The organism is Singulisphaera photorubra (genome assembly GCF_045290345.1).
GTDB lineage: Bacteria > Planctomycetota > Planctomycetia > Isosphaerales > Isosphaeraceae > Singulisphaera.
The window spans coordinates 5,643,664-5,661,462 of sequence record NZ_CP155447.1; the positions used below are offsets into that span (position 1 = coordinate 5,643,664).

Genomic DNA, 17,799 nt, shown 5'->3' on the forward strand with positions numbered 1-17,799 from the left:
GGGAAATTGGCAGGCAAGTTGGCGGGTACGACCAAGAATCCCTGGGCAGGCCTAGAAGTATCTCATATTTGTGTGACTCTTTCAACAGAAGTTCCGAAGCTGCTCTCACGACAATGACAAAAACGCACCGTGTTGGCCCAAGATGAGCGGACCAACAACCCGCGGTTTCCTGAAGCGAGGAATAGGGATCGCTCGTGAGGATGGTGCCGGCGGGTGAATCGATCTGGTTCGACGATCAGCCGATCGTCGCCAAAATCAGGATGACCCAGCTCTATTGGCAAGTCGCCACCTCAAGGAATGGGAATCGAGCAAGGTCTCGCGCTCGGATTGCCACTGAGGGGAGCGGCACGCGACCTCGTCCCATGACGACCGCTGACCAAGGAAATCGCAAATACAAATATCTTCCTTGGATTAAACACGCAGCAGTCTCGGCGTTCATGTGCGTCTTCCTCGACCCAGGGCCTCCTCCCCTGCCCCCAGGCCGCGGCCAACACCCCTGTTCGAACACGTCGAACACGGTCAGTCCGATCAAACGATTGAGGCGGACACGGTCGAACATGGGACAACGCAGAAGCATGTTCCTGAAGCTACACGCCGTGGAGAGGGTGAATCGGCTCTTGGAAACCAACCATCAATGATGACGGATCCGTTTTGCCTTGCGGCGTCTCTGCCTGAATCTTACGCACGTCGCAAAATCCGCCTGGTTCCCCGAAGCTCTAAATCCTCGGGGCGCAGTGCTTTGCACGATCCGTTTTGGTTCCCGTTGCCCGACCGCCGCGAACCGAAACGGACTTTGGCTTCGTCAGCGCCGATCACCAGCGATCTTCCCACTTTGTCGATGATCCGGCGGGTTCTGCTCTCATGAAACCAGCTACAGTTGGCGATCTCCGCCAATGAGACGCCCCAAATTTTGAGTCTACAGGAGCTCGTGGTGGTCGGGAGAGGCCATGGACAGGAGCGGCTCTCAGAACTCGTTGGCCTGAACCACCTCGATGGACCGATCCTGACGCACGGCCAGGTTGCCCTCAGACTCGGCTGAGAGTGGCTGCGCGTGTTGCACCGGCCTGCAGCTCCGAAAGCATCATGAAATTAAGTGCTTGAACGTTGATCGAACCAGGAACACCTTGAGGTGAGCCTCGTCGGAAAAGTTCGAGAACATCTCAGCGAATGCCTGAGAGGACGTTCGCCCGTATTAGCGGCGTGAGAGACCGCCTCACCACCATGCGCAACCAGGGCGCACAGGAAAGACAGACGTCTGCTGCTACGGCGGCGTCACCCCGGCTGAGCTTCTCACAGAGCCCGATCAAGCGACTACAGGGCCCGATCAAGCGATCTCACTGTGTCTCACCCTGGGAGCTCGCTGCGACTGGACGCCCTCGCAACGCGCATTCTTCGCCACAAATTCGCGAGCGAGGCTCGCTCTGCCAGGTCACAAATCCCCTCAAACCACGCAAGCATCGTCGCGGCATAATAAACGAACCGCGCGGAGCCGCCTCGAAAGGTACATCGATTCATCATCAATGTCGTTATTTCGCAACACGACGAACCTCTTAACGACGGGACTCGTTCGTCTGAATTAACATGAGATCTGGCTCGGGCGCAAGGATATGGAATGACTTCGATCCTGAATCAATTTCACGCTGAGGACCTCGATCGACTCGGTTTCCGTGTGGGGCCCGCGGAACAGGGGGCGTGTTCCCTTAGATCATCAATGGGCCGAATCCGGCCCGATGACGTAGGCATGAGGGGAACAATCTCTTAAAAAAGGGGGGCGGGCTGGGCGTGCTTTGCCAACCGCGACGCGTTCTCTCAAAAAAGGGACAGCTTTGCTAGCGACACAAAACGAGGCCGTCGAAACCGCCTTCGTTTGATGGGATAAGTCCAACGAGAGCCTGGCCGCCTTGCCTTCCCGGCTCGGTGACCGCTCCACCCGGCGACCCCGCCTCGACGTCGAGGCGAACGCATTCAAGGAAATCGATTTCGAGATCGCGGTACGTCCCGCGGTTTCGACCCCTCGGCTTTCCGCGATACGTGAGTGTCCCACCACACGCTTCCTCAAGGAGGATGCTTTGGATGAGTAGTTCCGCAATCTCGCCCACACTTCCGCAACGATGCCCGACCACTTCTCAGGTCGTCGAGGCCCAACTTGTCCGTGACTGGCGTTATGAGTGTTCAAAGCGTGCACTCGACATCACCGCATCACTTACTTTCCTGCTCCTTTTGCTTCCCCTCTATATTCTTATTGGAGTCGGAGTGAAGCTGGGCAGCTCGGGTCCGGTCTTCTTCAGACAGAAACGGCTCGGCCGCGGTGGAAAGGTGTTCTGGTGCTACAAGTTTCGCACGATGGTCCCCGACGCCGAAGCGCTTCTCGCCCATTGCAGTGATCTCCTCGCGCGATTCGACGAGAACTACAAGCTGACCGACGACCCACGGGTCACTCGTCTCGGAGCGTTCCTCCGCAAGACGAGCCTGGACGAGATCCCCCAGCTCTGGAACGTGCTTCGAGGCGAGATGAGCTTGATCGGACCTCGTCCGATCGTCGTGCCGGAACTGAGCCGGTACGGGGACGACGGCGCCCGGCTACTCTCGGTCAAGCCCGGCCTGGGAGGGATCTGGCAAGTCAGCGGACGCAGCGACACCTCGTACGCCCAACGAATCATGATGGACATGAAATATATCGAGTCACGTTCGTTCTGGTTCGACCTGAGGCTCCTGATCGCCACCGCGCTGGTTGTTATCAAGGGGCGTGGCGCCTACTAAGCAGCGCCTCAATACGGTGCAAGGCGCGACGCGAACTCATCCCGGTGCGACGAATGAGATCTGGGACGGACGGACCGATGTTGGAAATCCAAACACCCTCGACGAGTTCTCCCACGGGAATGATCGTCGATCCGGCCAACCTGATCGCGATCCTCTGGCGGGGTCGTCGGCTGATTGCCGCGTCGATTCTGGGCTGCCTCCTACTCGCGGGGTTCTACCTGCTCAACACCGACCGGATCTATCAGGCCACCGCCAAGCTCCTGATCCTCCAGCAAGGAGGACGGCCCTTGAGTGTCGTGAGTGTCGACACCGGCGGACTGACCGAGTCCGGCGAAGATTACATTCCGACCCACGCCCTGGTCCTCAAGAGCCCGATCGTGGTCCGCCACGCCATCGAAGCCGTCGGTTTGAAGAATCTTGCCAGCCTGGACGTCGCCGGCAACATGGAGCGGGCCGTGCGGGACGTGACGAAAAGCCTCTCGGTAACTCGACCCGACCGCCTGGCGAAAATCCTCCAGATCGACTTCCGGGCCAAGAGCCGCGAGGAAGCCGTTCGCTTGGTCGCCGCCATCACGCTCAGCTACAAGAAATTCCTCGAAGAGGTCTATCAGAAAAACAACAGCGACGTGGTTTTCCTGATGACCAAGGCACGTGATGACCTGAACAACGAACTCAAGGATCTCGAACAAAAATACAAGGAGTTCCGGCTCGAGAACCCCCTCCTGACAAGCGACGGCACCGGTCGCCCCTTGATTGCCAGACGCATCGACGAGTGGAATCGCGCGACCACGGAATCGATGGTGCGCGCGGTGCAGCTCAAGGAGCAACTGGAACTCGGCCGCAAGCTCGCTCAGGACGGCGTCGGACTCGGCTCGATCACCTATGCGATGGACCAGCTCGCCGGCTCCGGCTCGAGCCTGGGAGGGCGCAATCCATCATTCAACGCCGCGGCCCCCTCCGACTACGTTCGCCAGCTCAATCAGGAACAGCAGCGGCTCACCGACCGCCACGGCCCTCAGAACACCAAGGTCAAAGAAATCCAGGAACAGATCACCTCGGTCCTCGAACAATCGCGGAGCTCACGCAACCGGATCGACCAGGTTGAGATCCGGGAACTCCTCGACTCGATCGAAGGGAGCCTCCGCTCGGTCATTTCAATGCGTGAGAAGATCGCGGACCAGTTCGAGAAGGACATGACCGACGCCAAAAAGGCGGAGATCGCGCTGCTGAATGAATCCATCTTGAAGAGCAACCTCGAACGACAGCGGGCCCTGTTCAACGGAGTGGTCGACCAGCTCAAGCAAGCGAAGCTCGTGGGCGACTTCAGTGGCATCCGGTCCCAGACGATCGAAGAGGCCAACGCCTTGCCCAAGGCGGTAAGTCCCCTGTTCTCGCTCACGCTGGTCGTCGCCCTGGTGGTCGGTGGTGTCCTGGGCACAGGGGGCGCATTGGTCAGCGACCTGCTCGATCCTCGGATCCGCTCGCTCGAGGAAATCCGCAAGGTCCTTCAGCTTCCGATGCTCGGTCAGATTCCCCAACTTCCGGAATCACCGACCCCGCGGGCCAGTTCCGTCGGCCTGATCTGCCATGCAATGCCGCGGTCCCCTTCGGCGGAAGCCTACAAGGTCGCCCGGGCCAACCTCGACCTCGCCCGCCGCAACCGCGGGGTCCGGGTCGTCCTGGTCACGAGCCCGCACGCCTCAGAAGGAAAGTCGACCGTGGCCAGCAACCTCGCCATCTGCCAGGCGCAGGCGGGGCGGAGAGTCCTGCTGGTCGACGCCGACCTCAGGCGTCCCGCTCAGCATAAAATCTATGGCATGCAGCGAGAGCGCGGCCTGGTCCACATCCTGCGAGACTTGATGTCCATCGCCCGCGTCGTGCAAACCACCACGATCAAAAACCTTGACCTGATCGCCAGCGGCCCTGAAGCGACCAACCCGGCCGAGCTCCTGTCATCCCCCTTCCTCCACGACTTTCTGAACAAAGTCCGGGAAGACTACGACACGGTGATCATCGACTCCCCCTCACTCCTCGAAGTGGCCGATCCATCGATCCTGGGTGCGGTGGCGGACGGCATCGTGCTGGTCGTGCGTGCCTCGGAGACGAAACGCGACGAGGCCACCCGTGCCCTGGAGGTTCTCAAAGAGCTCGGGATCCCCATCCTCGGTGCCTTGGTTAACGGCTCCACTCCCGGCCCGGCCACCCGGCTCCGCGTGCCGACGGCCGCCGACTCACTCCTGACCGAGCGGCGCACCGGAGAGATCCGCCCGGAACCCAAGCTCTCGTTCGCCTTCAACGGGACGAACGGAGCCCACCCGCGAACCAGGCCGAACGACCTCCCTTCCCCTGATGACGCAACGGAGGGCCCAGCATGATCGGCCTGACCCACGATTCAGACTCTCAGCGAGGATCGACCAGGGGGAACCGCGAGTGCCGACGGGCGACGATCTTCGCCATCCTCCCCGTATTCGCGCTCGTGATGCTCGTCCTGAACGACCGGGCCGTTGCGGCCGATGACACCGATCCCTCGGCCGAAGTCCTCGTACTGAGACGCTGTCCGATCGATTACGAGCGCTCGGCGACCCTGGGATCGAACCAGTACGGCGTGATCCAGGAGTGCCTCGTCGTCCCCGGCGAGCGGGTAAAGGCCGGCAAAGTCCTCGGCCGGATTCGTGACGATGATTTGCGGGCCGAGTTGAAGCTCCGTGAACTGGAAGCCAAGAGTGACGTCGAGATCCGCCTGAGCGAAGCCAAGAGCTCGCAAGCCATGATCAGGCTCCGCACGACCCAGTCCCTCGTCAAACGGAACGCCGCAAGCGTGGAAGATTTCAACCTCCACAAGATGGAAGCCGAGGCGGCGGGGATCGCAGTCGAGCAAGCCAAGCAGAACCATGAACTCGCCAAGATCCGGCTCCAACAGGCGCAGGTCCAGCTTCAGGCCCGCGAATTCGTCAGCCCTTACGACGGGGTCGTCGTCGCAATCCTCAAGCGACTGGGCGAGCCGGTCGCTCCGAACGAACCGGTTTTCAAGGTGGTGGACACCGAGCGGCTTCAGATTACCGGCCAGGCCGATATCACCGACTCCTGGCGATTGCAGGTCGGCCAGTCGGTGCGGGTCATCCCCGACATCTCGGGGGCCGACCTCCCGGTCGAGCGCGAGGTCTTCACCGGCCGGATCGTCTTCATCGACACCCACATCGACCCGACGAACCAGACCTGCAAGGTCCTGGTCAACGTCGATAACCGCGGCGGTCTTTTGCGTGCCGGTTTGGAAACCAGGCTGGAGATCGACCCCCGTGCCATTGCCGTGGAAAAAAGGCCGACTCCCACCCCCCTGACAAACGGGCCGGTCCCCCCTGCTCTCCGATCGTCTACCACGAATCTGACCGGAGGTGTGCATTGAGACGGCGCGTCCCGAACGACCCCAGCGCAATCGGCAAACGGTCCTGACGCAACCGACCCAATGCCTCGAGCGGATCCGTTGCGAGCGGCCCGAGCTTTCAAGCCAGGCCCTCAAGGCCAAGGCAATGCCACACACAATGGAACGATCCCCTGATCGCTCGTTCTTAACGACTTCGAGATGAGACGCTTCCTTTGTCTGACCCACGAACCAACGCAACCATGAAGCACGGCAAAGAACAGCATGCGTTGACGAACGGCCGCTTGCTCGCCCGCAACGTGGTCTGGAACCTGCTGAGTCAAAGCGCCCCGATGGCGGCGGCCGTATTGACGATTCCGGTGCTCATCGCGGGGATCGGTACCGACCGGTTCGGCGTCTTCACCCTGGCCTGGATGGTGCTCGGCTACTTCAGTCTCTTCGACCTGGGACTGGGCCGTGCGCTGACCAAGATGGTGGCCGAGAAACTGGGGCGCGGGCTCGAACAGGAGCTTCCCAACCTGGTCGGCACCGCGCTGAGCCTGATGATGATCCTGGGGCTGCTCGGAACGGTCTCTATCGTGCTGATCTCACCGAGCCTGGTCAGCCACATTCTCAAGATCCCGCCGGAAATCCAGCGCGAATCGCTCTACGCCTTCTACATGATGGCGGCCTCGCTCCCGTTCGTGATCTCCACCGCGGGCCTGCGCGGAGTGATGGAGGCGCATCAGCGTTTCGGCAAGATCAATGTGGTGCGAACGGTGATTGGCCTCTATTCGCTGATCGGTCCCGTCCTGGTCCTGCCGTTCTCCCGCAGCCTTGTCCCGGTCGTCGCCGTCGTCTTCGTGGGACGCTTGGTCTCTTGGGCGATCCACATGGTGCTCTGCCTGCGAACGCTCCCCAACCTTGCCCGTGGGTTCGCGATCCGGACCGAACTGATCGGCCCATTGATCACGTTCGGCGGCTGGATGACACTGACCAATATTATCAATCCCTTGATGGTCCAGATGGACCGGTTCGCCGTCGGCGCCCTGATCTCGACGGCCGCGGTCGCCTACTACACCACGCCCTATGAACTGGTAACGAAGTTCTGGTTCTTCTCGAACGCGATCCTCGGGGTCATGTTTCCCGCGTTTGCCACCAGCTTCGTAAATGACCGCGAGCGAACCGCCCTCTTTTTCGGGCGTACTGTGAAGTACGTCTTCTTGATCCTCTTCCCACTCACCCTGGGAGCGGTGACCCTGGCGCCCGAGGTCCTCACGCTCTGGCTCGGGGGAGACTTCGCCAGGCAGAGCACCTATGTGATGCAATGCCTGGCCCTGGGAGTCTTTCTCAACGGCCTGGCGCAAGTGCCCTCGGCTTTGATCCAAGGCGTGGGGCGGCCCGATCTGACCTTCAAACTGCACATGCTCGAACTGTTCCCCTACCTGATCACCGCCTGGTTCCTGATCCGCGGTTACGGGATCACAGGCGCCGCGCTCGCGTGGACGGCCCGAACCGCACTCGACCTCGTACTCTTCTTCTGGGGGGGGCGACAGATCCTCCCCGAATGCAAAGAGACGATTCGTCGCTTGAGCTGGGGGCTGGCCGGGACATTACCCTTGATCGGCCTCGGCGCCCTGCCGCTGGGGCTTGCCTGGCGCGTCGCCTACCTGACGGTGATCATGGCCGCGGCCCCGATCCTCATCTGGCAGAGGATTCTTGGAACCGAGGAAAAAAACGTCCTCTTGAATCGATTCGTCAATGCCTGGAGTCGTCGATTCCAGCATCGAGCCGTCGCCGGACTCGCAGTCAGAACCGCGGCCGAAGCCACCCAATCCCCTCTTGGATGAGTAAGCGATGCCGCGAGACCAATTAAAGGTCTGCATGTATACACCAACGGCTAGAGGCGGTCATGCGCTCTACACGCAAGAGTTGCTCACGGCCTTGGCCGAGGTCGGCCCTGGCCGCGGCGTCTCGGCCGAGTTGGTCACCGCGGAAAACCTCGCCGTCGAGAACCAGACGTCGTGCTACCCGATCCATTCGATCCTTCCTCGGCTCGTGCCTCGGCACGAGTTTCCGAGCCCGATGGCCTGGGCCACCTCAAGGATCACGTACTACCCCCGCCGCGAACGGGTCTTCCTCGATTGGGTTGCCGACCGCGGTGACATCAACGTCATCCACTTCCAGGAATACACCCCCTGGTTGGCGCCACGGCACTGCCGTGAGTTAAGACGCCGCGGAATATCGCTGGTCTTCACGGTTCATAACGTTCAGTTTCACTACTATCGAAATGCTTTATCCAAATGGATTCGCGATACCAGCTTAAGGTCGGCATGGCGGGCTTGCGACGCGTTGTTGGTTCATAGTGAAGGGCTCCGCGAAGCACTGGCCGACTTCCTGGGGCCGGGCCACCCGCCGATCCACGTCACGGCTCACGGCGTCTGGCGCAATCACGAAGCCGCCGCACCGGAGACGGCGCAAGCCCCCAGCGATCGGCCCCGACTGCTCTTCTTCGGAGTGATCCGGCCGAACAAGGGGTTGCACGTCCTGCTCAAGGCCCTCGAACGCCTGCCGCATTGCGACCTGATCGTCGCGGGTGCTGCCGAAGAGGAGGGCTATCACGAGCAAGTTCTCAAGCTCGCCAATCAGTTCCCTCCGGGCCGCGTTGAGATGATCGACCGCTATGTTGCGGAAAGCGAGTTGCCGTCCTTTTTTGAACGGTGTCAACTCGTCATCCTCCCCTACACGTTCTTCGCCTCGCAGAGCGGCGTCCTCCACCAGGCCCTGGCCTTTGGCCGCCCCGTGGTTGCAACCGACGTCGGCGCCTTGGGCGAGTGTGTCCGGCAATGGGGGATCGGAACCGTTGTTCCCGCGAACGATGAACGCGCGTTGGCCGAAGGCATCGAGCAAGCCTTGGCCCCCGAAAAGTGCCGCGAGTCACTCGAAGCCATTGCCCGAGTCCGAGACGAGCTGACCTGGAGCCGGATGGCCGACGCCACGATCGACGTCTATCACTCCGTCGTTGCCTGAGGAAAGGAAGCCCCATGGATCCCCAGACCGCCATGACGACGTCGAGCCAAGGGTCGTGGACCCGCGTCGCAGTGCGGTTCCTCGCGGCATCCTGTTTCTTCCCCTACCCAGCGCTTGCCATCGGAGGCAACAACGGGCTGCAACTGAATCAACTCCTTGCTCTCGGTTGTGTTCCCTTGCTCTGCTTCCGTCCGCCAGGCCGGCCCTTTCAAGCGTACGTGATCCTTTTGATCCCCATTTATGTCTCGGTCTTTCTCAACGTGATGATCGGCGAGTCCACCTCGCTGAGCGTCCTCCCCAAGGAGGCCGTGTCCCTGACGCTGGCGATGCTCATCCTCTGGCCCACGGAACTGATCGCGACCCGAGCGTTCTTTTCCGAAGTGCTGAGGGCGGCCACCGCGGCACTCTTGATTCACTCGCTTATTGGCTTTTATCAAGTCTACAGTTTTCGAAACGACGAGTTTCCCTTGCTCTTCCTCTACAAAAACCCTTCGTTCCGGTCGCTGGAGGAGTGGAGCCCGATCTACGCGCGATATATCAAGCGACCGTGCGGTCTCTTTCCGGAGCCATCGGCCATGGCGGCCTCCCTCGGTCCCTGGCTCGCCATGTTGACCGGTCTCATCCTTGACCCGATTCAGGCGAAGCGGCTGGGCTGGCAAGGGGGCAAGGCCACGGTGGCCGTCGCCTGCGCCTTCGTACTGCTGGCGCTCTCTCGCTCCGGATGCACGTTGGTGATCATGGCGGCCGTCATGGTGCTCTGCGTTGGCAAGTTCCGATCCCAGCTCACCTCCTTTGGCATCGGCAAGCTCCTGAGCATGGCCGTCGTGCTTCTGGGAGGAGTCGGGGTGCTCGGTTATGCCATCTCGGGACTGAGTCAAGGTTATGAAGAACGGGTTGCCTCGTCCTGGGGGATTCGTGGCAAGTCGATCGCGGTGGGCCTGACGTCGAACAACGACATGGGCAGCCTGGCCTTCGGCGTCGGCCCTGGCCAATCCCCGCCCATCGTCAGCCGGAAGATGTCCAGCGTCCCGTTGCCTGAGGACGAAGGGTCATTGGCCATCTTCAGCCTGACGGTCTGCTACTACATGGAGACGGGCCTGATCGGTGCCCTGGCCATGTTCACTGTCCTCATGATGGCCTTGCGGGCGATCGTCCGCTCGTCAGCGGTTCTCCTCGGTCTCTGCACGCTCGGCCCCTGGCTCATGGGTGTTGGGGCCACAACCAGTTATATGTCGCTCTCGGCCATCTGGTTCTGCCTGGGCCTGATGCTCTGCTGGGACCGCCTTTTCCCGCCCCCCTCGGGTGCGCTAACGTCGACGGGGGAGTTCGCATTATGAGAAAAATCGTCCATATCATTAACAGCCTCGAGTTCGGCGGGGCTGAGATGATGCTCGCCAACCTCCTGGCCCGATCCGATCGAGACCGGTTCGACCCGGTCGTCGTTCTGCTGATCAAGGACCTGACTCTGGCCGACCGGATCGAGCGACTCGGCATCCCGATCCGTGTGATCGGCATGAAACCAGGGATTCCCGACCCGAGGGGTATTCTCTCCCTGGCCCGCCTGCTCCGCCAGGAGAAGCCCCAACTCATTCAAACCTGGATGGATCATTCCAACCTGATCGGCGGCCTGGCGACGCGATTGGCGGGCGTAACCCCACTGGTCTGGGGGATCCACCACTCCAACCACTTACCTGGCTACACCAAGCGCAGCACCCTCCTGACCGTCTCCGCGTGTGCCCGACTCTCAAGGCGGGTGCCGACCCGGATCATCTGTTGCTCGGAACATGCTCGAGCGCTCTACGTGCAACGCGGGTTCATGGCCGCGAAGATCACGGTGATTCCCAACGGCTTCGACACCGAGGCGTATCGTCCCGATCCCTCGGCCCGACTCGCAGTCCGTCGCGAACTGGGAGTCGAGCCGGAAACGCCACTGGTCGGCCTGGTGGCCCGGTTCGACCCGCTGAAGGATCACCAGACCTTTTTGCTCGCGGCCGGGGCCCTCAAGGATCGCCATCCCAAAGCCCACTTCCTCCTTTGTGGCGAGGGAGTTGATGATCGGAACATCGCGTTGACCTCGACGATCAGGTCGCTCGGACTCGAGAACCGTTGCCATCTCCTCGGTCCGCGCCGCGACATCCCTCGGATCCAGGCGAGCCTCGACATCACGGCTTCGTCGTCGATCAGCGAGGCGTTTCCCCTGACCGTCGGCGAAGCGATGGCATGCGGCACCCCTTGTGTCGTCACCGACGTGGGTGACTCCGCTCTGATGGTCGGCGACACCGGCCGGGTCGTGCCGCCTCGCGACCACGCCGCGCTGGCCGATGCGTTGGGCGACATCCTCAGTCTTTCGCCGGCGCAGCGTTTCGCGATGGGGGAGGCCGCGCGACGGCAAACGGTGTCACGCTTCGACCTCTCCGCCGTAACCAGGCGTTATGAAAATTTCTACGACTCTATCATCGCTGATAAGTCTCGATCTGAGGAATCTGTGCCGATCGAGTCTGGGTCGGTTTCGACACCCGTTACGAGCTCTCGCTGAAATGGCCCCCAAGGCTCCGCTAACCCAAGGAATTCAACTCGTGGACGACCTTCTCTTGCACCCTCCGGCGATGGCATTCGACCGACTGGTCAGCCGGCTCGATCGGGCGGGAGCGTTTGGTGTGTCGTCGGCCCGTGACCTGTTCGCGGCGATGTACGAGGCGGACCGGCCACTTCGCATTTTGTTAATCGCCGAGGCGTGCGGCGGGGGCGCGGGGCGCCACGTGCTCGACCTGGCGGAGGGGCTCCGCGACCGAGGTTGCGAGGTGCACCTGATCTCCTCTCCCCACCGCATGGATCGGTTTTTTCAGGGGAGACTCGAGCGGGCTGGAACGATCCGGCACCTCAGCCTCCCCATTCACCATGGGATTCACCCGGGCGACCTCATCTCGCTTCGTTCGATTCGCCGCTACCTCCGGGAGTTCGGCCCGTTCGACGTGATCCACGGCCATGCCTCCAAAGGGGGAGCCCTGGCCCGACTGGCGGCGATCGGCTCGAAGGCGGTGGTGCTCTATACGCTGCACGGGTATATCGTCATGGACCCGGGCATCAAGCGGGCGAAGCGGCGGTTCTACCACGCCATCGAGTGGACTCTGAGCAAACTGACCCACCGGATCGTCACGGTCTCTCCCGAGGAACAGCGAGCCGGCCTCGGAAGCGGTCTGGGCCGATCTCGGGTGATCATGATCCCCAACGGTGTCGATCCGATCGATCTCCCCTCACGGTCCGAGACAAGGCGGGCGCTGGGCATTGCCCAGGACAGCATCGTCGCCGGTTTCATCGGCCGCCTGGTGGATCAGAAGGCACCGGATGTCCTGATCAGGGCGTTCGCCATCGCGAGCCGCTCGCTCCCTCAGGCCCGCCTGGCCATCGTGGGATCCGGCCCGCTGGAAGAGGTCTCGCGGAGCCTGGCGGAGGAGCTTGGCGTCGGCTCCAAGGTGCATTGGCTCGGCGAGCGCGACGGCAACACGGTTCTCCCCGCGTTCGACTTGCTCGCCCTCTCCAGTCGGAAGGAGGGGCTGCCCTACGTCGTGATCGAAGCCCTGGCGGCGGGGCTGCCGGTTGTGGCCACCCGCCCGGCCGGGGTCGAGATCCTGGTCGAGCACCGACACAACGGAATGGTTGTCCCCCCCAATCAACCCGAAGCATTCGCCGCGGCCCTGGTCGAAGTCATGTCCGACCCTGAGACGCTCCAGCGCTACGGCCGGGCCTCAAGGCGTCTGGCCACCCGATTCACAGCTCAAGAAATGGTGGACCGCACCCTCGCAGCCTACCTGGACAGCATCCAGGAAACGGAGCGACCGGACCGCGAGTCCGGTCGATCGTCTTCCCCATTGCATCTCTCCCGAACAACGAGTCATCCCCGCACCGAAATTCAAAGAGGAGTGAAGACCATGGCGGCCAAGCCCCGTTCCTCGGAACTGCACCCCGGCCCTGGATTCCGCGTCAGGACCGAAATCACTCGGCTGGACCAAGACCTCATGAACGAGTTCCGGGCGTTCCCCACGCCCGACATCTCGGACCTCTTGAACCGACTCTATGCGGTCGACCCGGCGATCCGCTGCCTGACGGGCGACCATCACTTCCTCTGCGGCCCTGCCCTCACCGTAAAGGTCTTTCCCGGCGATAACCTGATGGTCCACAAGTCGCTCGACGTGGCCCAACCCGGCGACATCGTCATCGTGGACTCGGGCGGATCGACCTCAAACGCCGTCCTAGGCGACCTGGTTTCCGCCAAGGCCAAGCATCGCGGGATCGCCGGGTTCATCGTCGACGGCCTGATTCGCGACCTGCCCGGAATCGAGGAACTCGACTTCCCCGTCTTCGCCCGCGGAACCACCCCGATCGGCCCCTTGCACCGCGGACCCGGTGAGATCAACTACTCGATCTGCTGCGGCGGCAAAGTCGTCAACCCAGGCGATCTGATCGTCGCCGACGCCGCCGGAATCGTCGTCGTCCCCAAGGAAATCGCCGCCGAACTGCTCGAACGACTCAAGGCGCACCACGACTCCAACGTGGCCTACTTCGAGTCGGTCAAGCGTGGCGAGTTCTCGAACCAGTGGGTCGACCGGCTGCTGGAATCCCAGAGCTGCCCGATCCTCGGCGCTGATGCCGACAGCGAGCAGCGCGAACCGAATGGCGACGGCGATCGTTGGCTGGGAACCGAGTTAGCCGAAGCCTTGGCCGAAGGAACCACAGGCGTGATGCCCCAGGCACAGGATCTCCACTAATGGATCTTCTGGTGAACCGAGCGATGCTCGGGATCGCTGAGGACGCTGCATACCTCGGTGGATCCTACGAGCCGCTCGGCGCCGAGATCGGCGTGGGCGGGGCTCGTTGCCGGTTCAAGGGAGATGCCCTCGGCCCCGAAATGATCTCAAGATTTCGATCGCCGAGTCGGGCGGAACGCTTTGCCCAACGACGATGACCGTGATCGCAAACGTGACGAGGCCTTCCCCCCCGACGCCTTTCCGATCCTCGCACGGCTCTTGACCAAACACCACGGGACGACCCGGAACTCCTTCGAAACAGCCTCCGCCCGTCCGCACGAGGTACGATTTTCATGCTGAGCGCCACCGACGAATGCACCCGACCGATCAACAGCGTGCCCGTCACCGAACGAGGCGCTGGGCTGCCCCCCGCCATTCTGCTCGGTGGCGGCGCCAATGCGCTTTCGGTGGCCAGGTGCCTGGCCGGAGCGGGCGTGTCGGTCTACGCGATTAACGAGCCGGAAGCCTACGTTCGCTACTCTCGCCATTGCCAATGGCTTTCGGTTCCCGTGGTGGAGCAAGACATCGAGGGCTCCTGGGCGCGTTATCTCCTCGGACCAGAGAGCGACCATCTTCAAGGGGCGGTTCTGCTCTCATGCAGCGACGCCGGCATTCAGGTGATCGCTCGGCATCGAGAAGCACTCGAACACCGGTTCCGGCTCGACGACTCGAACCGCGAAGCCCAGGGACGCGTGCTCGACAAGCTCACCACCTACCAGGAGGCGAGGATCGCAGGCGTGCCGACCCCTCGGTTCTGGGTGGCCGAAAGCTCCGAACAGGTCGTCGCGCTTCGAGAGGCCCTGGTCTACCCGTTACTGGTCAAGCCGAGGCTCTCTCACCTGTTCGAGGAGCGATTTGGCAAGAAATTCGTCGTGGTCAATGACTTCGACGAGCTCTTGGCCACCTTCGATGCGGTGAGCGAGGCCGGCATCGAAACGCTGCTCATGGAATTGATCCCGGGAGGGGACGACCTGCTCTGTAGCTATTACACTTACCTCGACGAGCAGGGGCAGCCCCTCTTTCATTTCACCAAGCGAATCATCCGTCGGTTTCCCGTCGGGATGGGAACCGCTTGCTACCATATCACCGACTGGAACCCCGAGGTGGCCAAACTGGCCCTGAAGCTCTGCGGTCAGGTCGGGCTGCGGGGGCTGGCCAACGTTGAGTTCAAACGAGACCCTCGCGACGGTCAGCTCAAATTGATCGAGTGCAACGCGCGGTTCACTGCCTCGAACTGTTTGGTCGCCGGAAGCGGGTTCGACCTCGCCAGCTTCGTCTACAACCGAATTGTGGGCCGACCGCAACAACCGCTCGAGAAATATCACCAGGGGATGCGGCTCTGGGACCCGATCCGCGACTTCGAGGCCTTCCTCGAACTCAGACGCAGGGGCGAACTCAGTTTCCTCGGTTGGCTCCGGAGTATCCTCCATTTTCAGACCTTCGCTTACTTCCAGTGGACCGACCCATTGCCGGCGCTGATGAGAATCTCGAAGCCACTGCGGAACCTTTTCGCTCGTTGAAGCGAACCGTCGTGAGAACGGCGTGCGTTCCAAGCCACCCGAGATCGACTCGCCTGACCGACCCAGGCGATTCGACTCATCCCGACCCAATCCCACACAACACAGCCGACCGCTCTTTTTCCCAAAATTCGGGTGAGAAATAGCCGACGATGCCCAACATCCTGATCATGCCGACGCCGCTCCGTCATCGCCCTGGTCGCTATCGCGAGATTCTGAACGAAGCGGGGTTCACGCCGATCGACCCCCCGGGCGACCACCGGTTGAGCGAATCGGACCTGATTGCCGCCATGCCGGAGATCGATGCCTTGCTCGCCGGAGGGGACCCGGTGACGACCCGAATGATCGAGGTGGCCCCTCGGCTCCGCGCGATCGCTCGGGCGGGTGTCGGCTATGAATCGGTCGACCTCAGCACAGCCACCGCGCGGAAGATTCCAGTCGCGATCACGCCAGGCGCCAATCACGCCAGTGTGGCCGAGCAGGTCTTCGCCCTGTTATTGGCCCTGACCCGCAACCTGATGGTCCTCGATCGCTCGATCCGCGACGGCGGGTGGGATCGCCGGGCAGTGCGGCCCTTACGAGGGACCACGATGGGGGTCGTCGGCTTGGGCCGGATCGGCCGTTCCGTGGTGACCCGGGCCTTGGCGTTCGGAATGCGCGTGGTCGTCTTCGACCGGAATCAAGACCCCGAATTCAAGCGCTGCCATGGCATCGAATACCTGCCGCTCAACGACTTGCTGGCGGCGTCGGACGTGGTGAGCGTCCACCTGCCGATGAATGACTCGACCCTCGGAATCTTCAACCGCGAAGCGTTCGCCCGGATGCGGCCTGGGGCCCTCTTCATCAACACCGCACGCGGTGGCTTGGTCGTCGAAGCGGACCTCGCCGAGAGTCTGACCGCGGGCCACCTGGCCGGGGCCGGCCTCGACGTCATGAACTTTGAGCCGCCCGAACCCGATAATCCCCTCCTCACCATGCAGAACGTCGTGCTGAGCCCCCACATCGGCGGAGTCGACTCGACAGCCCTCGACGACATGGCCGAGCAGGCCGCCCGCATCGTGATCGACCTCTATCGCGGTCAATGGCCCGAGGCCTGTGTTGTGAACGACGAACTGCGGCAGGGATGGCGGTGGTGACCCCCCGTTCGACAGCGATCGAGTTGGTCCGAGCAGAGAGCCGAGCCAAAACTACACCGAATTAATGGGTTGCTCACATGATTTCCTCGATCCAATCACTCGTTCGGATGACCGACTGTCTGATCGCACGCGCCTACCTCTCGTTGTTCCGCGAACGGAACGCCTTGATCTCCTTCCTGTTCCATTCCCTCTTCCGCGACGAGCGGGAAATCGCTCAGAATCTGGTCGATCCCCTGCAGCGGACGACCGTGGCCCAGTTTCGGCGATTTGTGGAATACTTCCTCGAGCATGATTATCAATTCATCGGACCGAACGAAGTTCTCGCCGGTCTCGACCCTCAGAAACGATATGCCCTGATCACGTTCGACGACGGCTACTTCAATAATACATTGGCCCTGGACGTCCTCGAGGAATACAAGGTCCCGGCCCTTTTCTTCGTCTCCACCGAGCATGTGCGCCAGAACAAATGCTTCTGGTGGGACGTGCTCTACCGCGAGCGAATTGCCCAGGGGGCTCCTGCCCGAAAAGTCTATGGCGAGGGGATCGCCCTGAAGTCCAAGACGTCGGAGCAGATCGAGTCGGAATTGAGCGCCCGGTTCGGGCCGGAGGCCTTCGTGCCCCGGGGTTCGATCGACCGACCGTTCACCCCCGATGAGTTGCGAGACTTCGCCTCGCGACCGTACGTCCACCTGGGAAACCACACCGCGAATCATGCGATCCTGACCAACTACAGCCCCGATCAGGTCCGGTCGCAAATCGCGGGAGCCCAGAACTCGCTCAAGGAAATGACCGGCGACAGTCCGAACTCGATCGCCTACCCCAACGGAGCCCACTCCCAAGGAATCATGGAGACCTGCGGAGAGTTCGGCCTCAAAATCGGGTTCACCGTCAAGCCAAAAAAGAACCTCTTCCCGCTCGACGTTCATTCGATCGACGCCCTTCGGCTGGGCCGTTTTGCTCCTCACGGCGACTCCACCATCGAGACTCAGTGCCGGACCTACCGCTCCGACCTCCTGCTCTACGGCGCACTCCGAGCCGGTTATCTGAAGTTTCATCGCGGTGTGACAGGCACCTGACCCAGCCCCCAACACGTGGGAAATCCACCACTCCACTGGTTTTCTCGGGCAAGCACGGCCCACCATGGAATAGGCTTGAGAGAGAGGGGACAGGGAGCGACAGCTCCCTGCCTTCTT

Annotated in this window: 12 protein-coding genes; all 12 read left to right on the plus strand. The window is 61.9% G+C overall.

What is annotated here, in order from left to right; genetic code table 11:
* Positions 1 to 2,073 precede the first annotated feature (2,073 nt).
* The 12 genes from V5E97_RS21310 (at position 2,074) to V5E97_RS21365 (ending at position 17,682) form a co-directional block, all read left to right on the plus strand.
* Positions 2,074 to 2,760: a sugar transferase gene (locus tag V5E97_RS21310; protein ID WP_406693545.1), complete on the plus strand. Its 687-nt coding sequence runs from the start codon at positions 2,074 to 2,076 to the stop codon at positions 2,758 to 2,760.
* 77 nt (positions 2,761 to 2,837) lie between these two features.
* The gene (locus V5E97_RS21315; protein ID WP_406693546.1) at positions 2,838 to 5,135 is read left to right on the plus strand and encodes a polysaccharide biosynthesis tyrosine autokinase; all 2,298 of its coding nucleotides are present in this window, start codon (positions 2,838 to 2,840) and stop codon (positions 5,133 to 5,135) included.
* Complete coding sequence (locus V5E97_RS21320; RefSeq protein ID WP_406693547.1) at positions 5,132 to 6,163, plus strand: efflux RND transporter periplasmic adaptor subunit; 1,032 nt, start codon at positions 5,132 to 5,134, stop codon at positions 6,161 to 6,163. Before V5E97_RS21315 ends, V5E97_RS21320 begins: the two co-directional genes overlap by 4 nt.
* 191 nt (positions 6,164 to 6,354) lie before the next feature.
* Positions 6,355 to 7,968 (plus strand): flippase, encoded by a 1,614-nt coding sequence (locus V5E97_RS21325; RefSeq protein WP_406693548.1) that lies wholly within the window; start codon positions 6,355 to 6,357, stop codon positions 7,966 to 7,968.
* Positions 7,969 to 7,975: 7 nt separating this feature from the next.
* The gene (locus tag V5E97_RS21330) at positions 7,976 to 9,148 is read left to right on the plus strand and encodes a glycosyltransferase family 4 protein (protein WP_406693550.1); all 1,173 of its coding nucleotides are present in this window, start codon (positions 7,976 to 7,978) and stop codon (positions 9,146 to 9,148) included.
* Between the two features lie 14 nt (positions 9,149 to 9,162).
* A complete protein-coding gene (locus V5E97_RS21335) occupies positions 9,163 to 10,485 on the plus strand; it encodes a hypothetical protein (protein WP_406693551.1) in 1,323 nt (440 codons plus the stop codon).
* Positions 10,482 to 11,684: a glycosyltransferase family 4 protein gene (locus tag V5E97_RS21340; RefSeq protein WP_406693553.1), complete on the plus strand. Its 1,203-nt coding sequence runs from the start codon at positions 10,482 to 10,484 to the stop codon at positions 11,682 to 11,684. The genes V5E97_RS21335 and V5E97_RS21340 overlap by 4 nt, the downstream gene beginning before the upstream one ends.
* 40 nt (positions 11,685 to 11,724) lie before the next feature.
* Positions 11,725 to 13,914 (plus strand): RraA family protein, encoded by a 2,190-nt coding sequence (locus V5E97_RS21345; protein ID WP_406693554.1) that lies wholly within the window; start codon positions 11,725 to 11,727, stop codon positions 13,912 to 13,914.
* Complete coding sequence (locus V5E97_RS21350; RefSeq protein ID WP_406693555.1) at positions 13,914 to 14,111, plus strand: hypothetical protein; 198 nt, start codon at positions 13,914 to 13,916, stop codon at positions 14,109 to 14,111. Before V5E97_RS21345 ends, V5E97_RS21350 begins: the two co-directional genes overlap by 1 nt.
* A 135-nt stretch (positions 14,112 to 14,246) precedes the next feature.
* Positions 14,247 to 15,473: a carboxylate--amine ligase gene (locus V5E97_RS21355; RefSeq protein WP_406693556.1), complete on the plus strand. Its 1,227-nt coding sequence runs from the start codon at positions 14,247 to 14,249 to the stop codon at positions 15,471 to 15,473.
* A 149-nt stretch (positions 15,474 to 15,622) separates the two neighbouring features.
* Complete coding sequence (locus V5E97_RS21360) at positions 15,623 to 16,606, plus strand: phosphoglycerate dehydrogenase (protein ID WP_406693557.1); 984 nt, start codon at positions 15,623 to 15,625, stop codon at positions 16,604 to 16,606.
* A gap of 77 nt (positions 16,607 to 16,683) precedes the next feature.
* On the plus strand, positions 16,684 to 17,682 hold the full coding sequence (locus V5E97_RS21365; RefSeq protein ID WP_406693558.1) for a polysaccharide deacetylase family protein: 999 nt from the start codon (positions 16,684 to 16,686) through the stop codon (positions 17,680 to 17,682).
* Positions 17,683 to 17,799 lie beyond the last annotated feature (117 nt).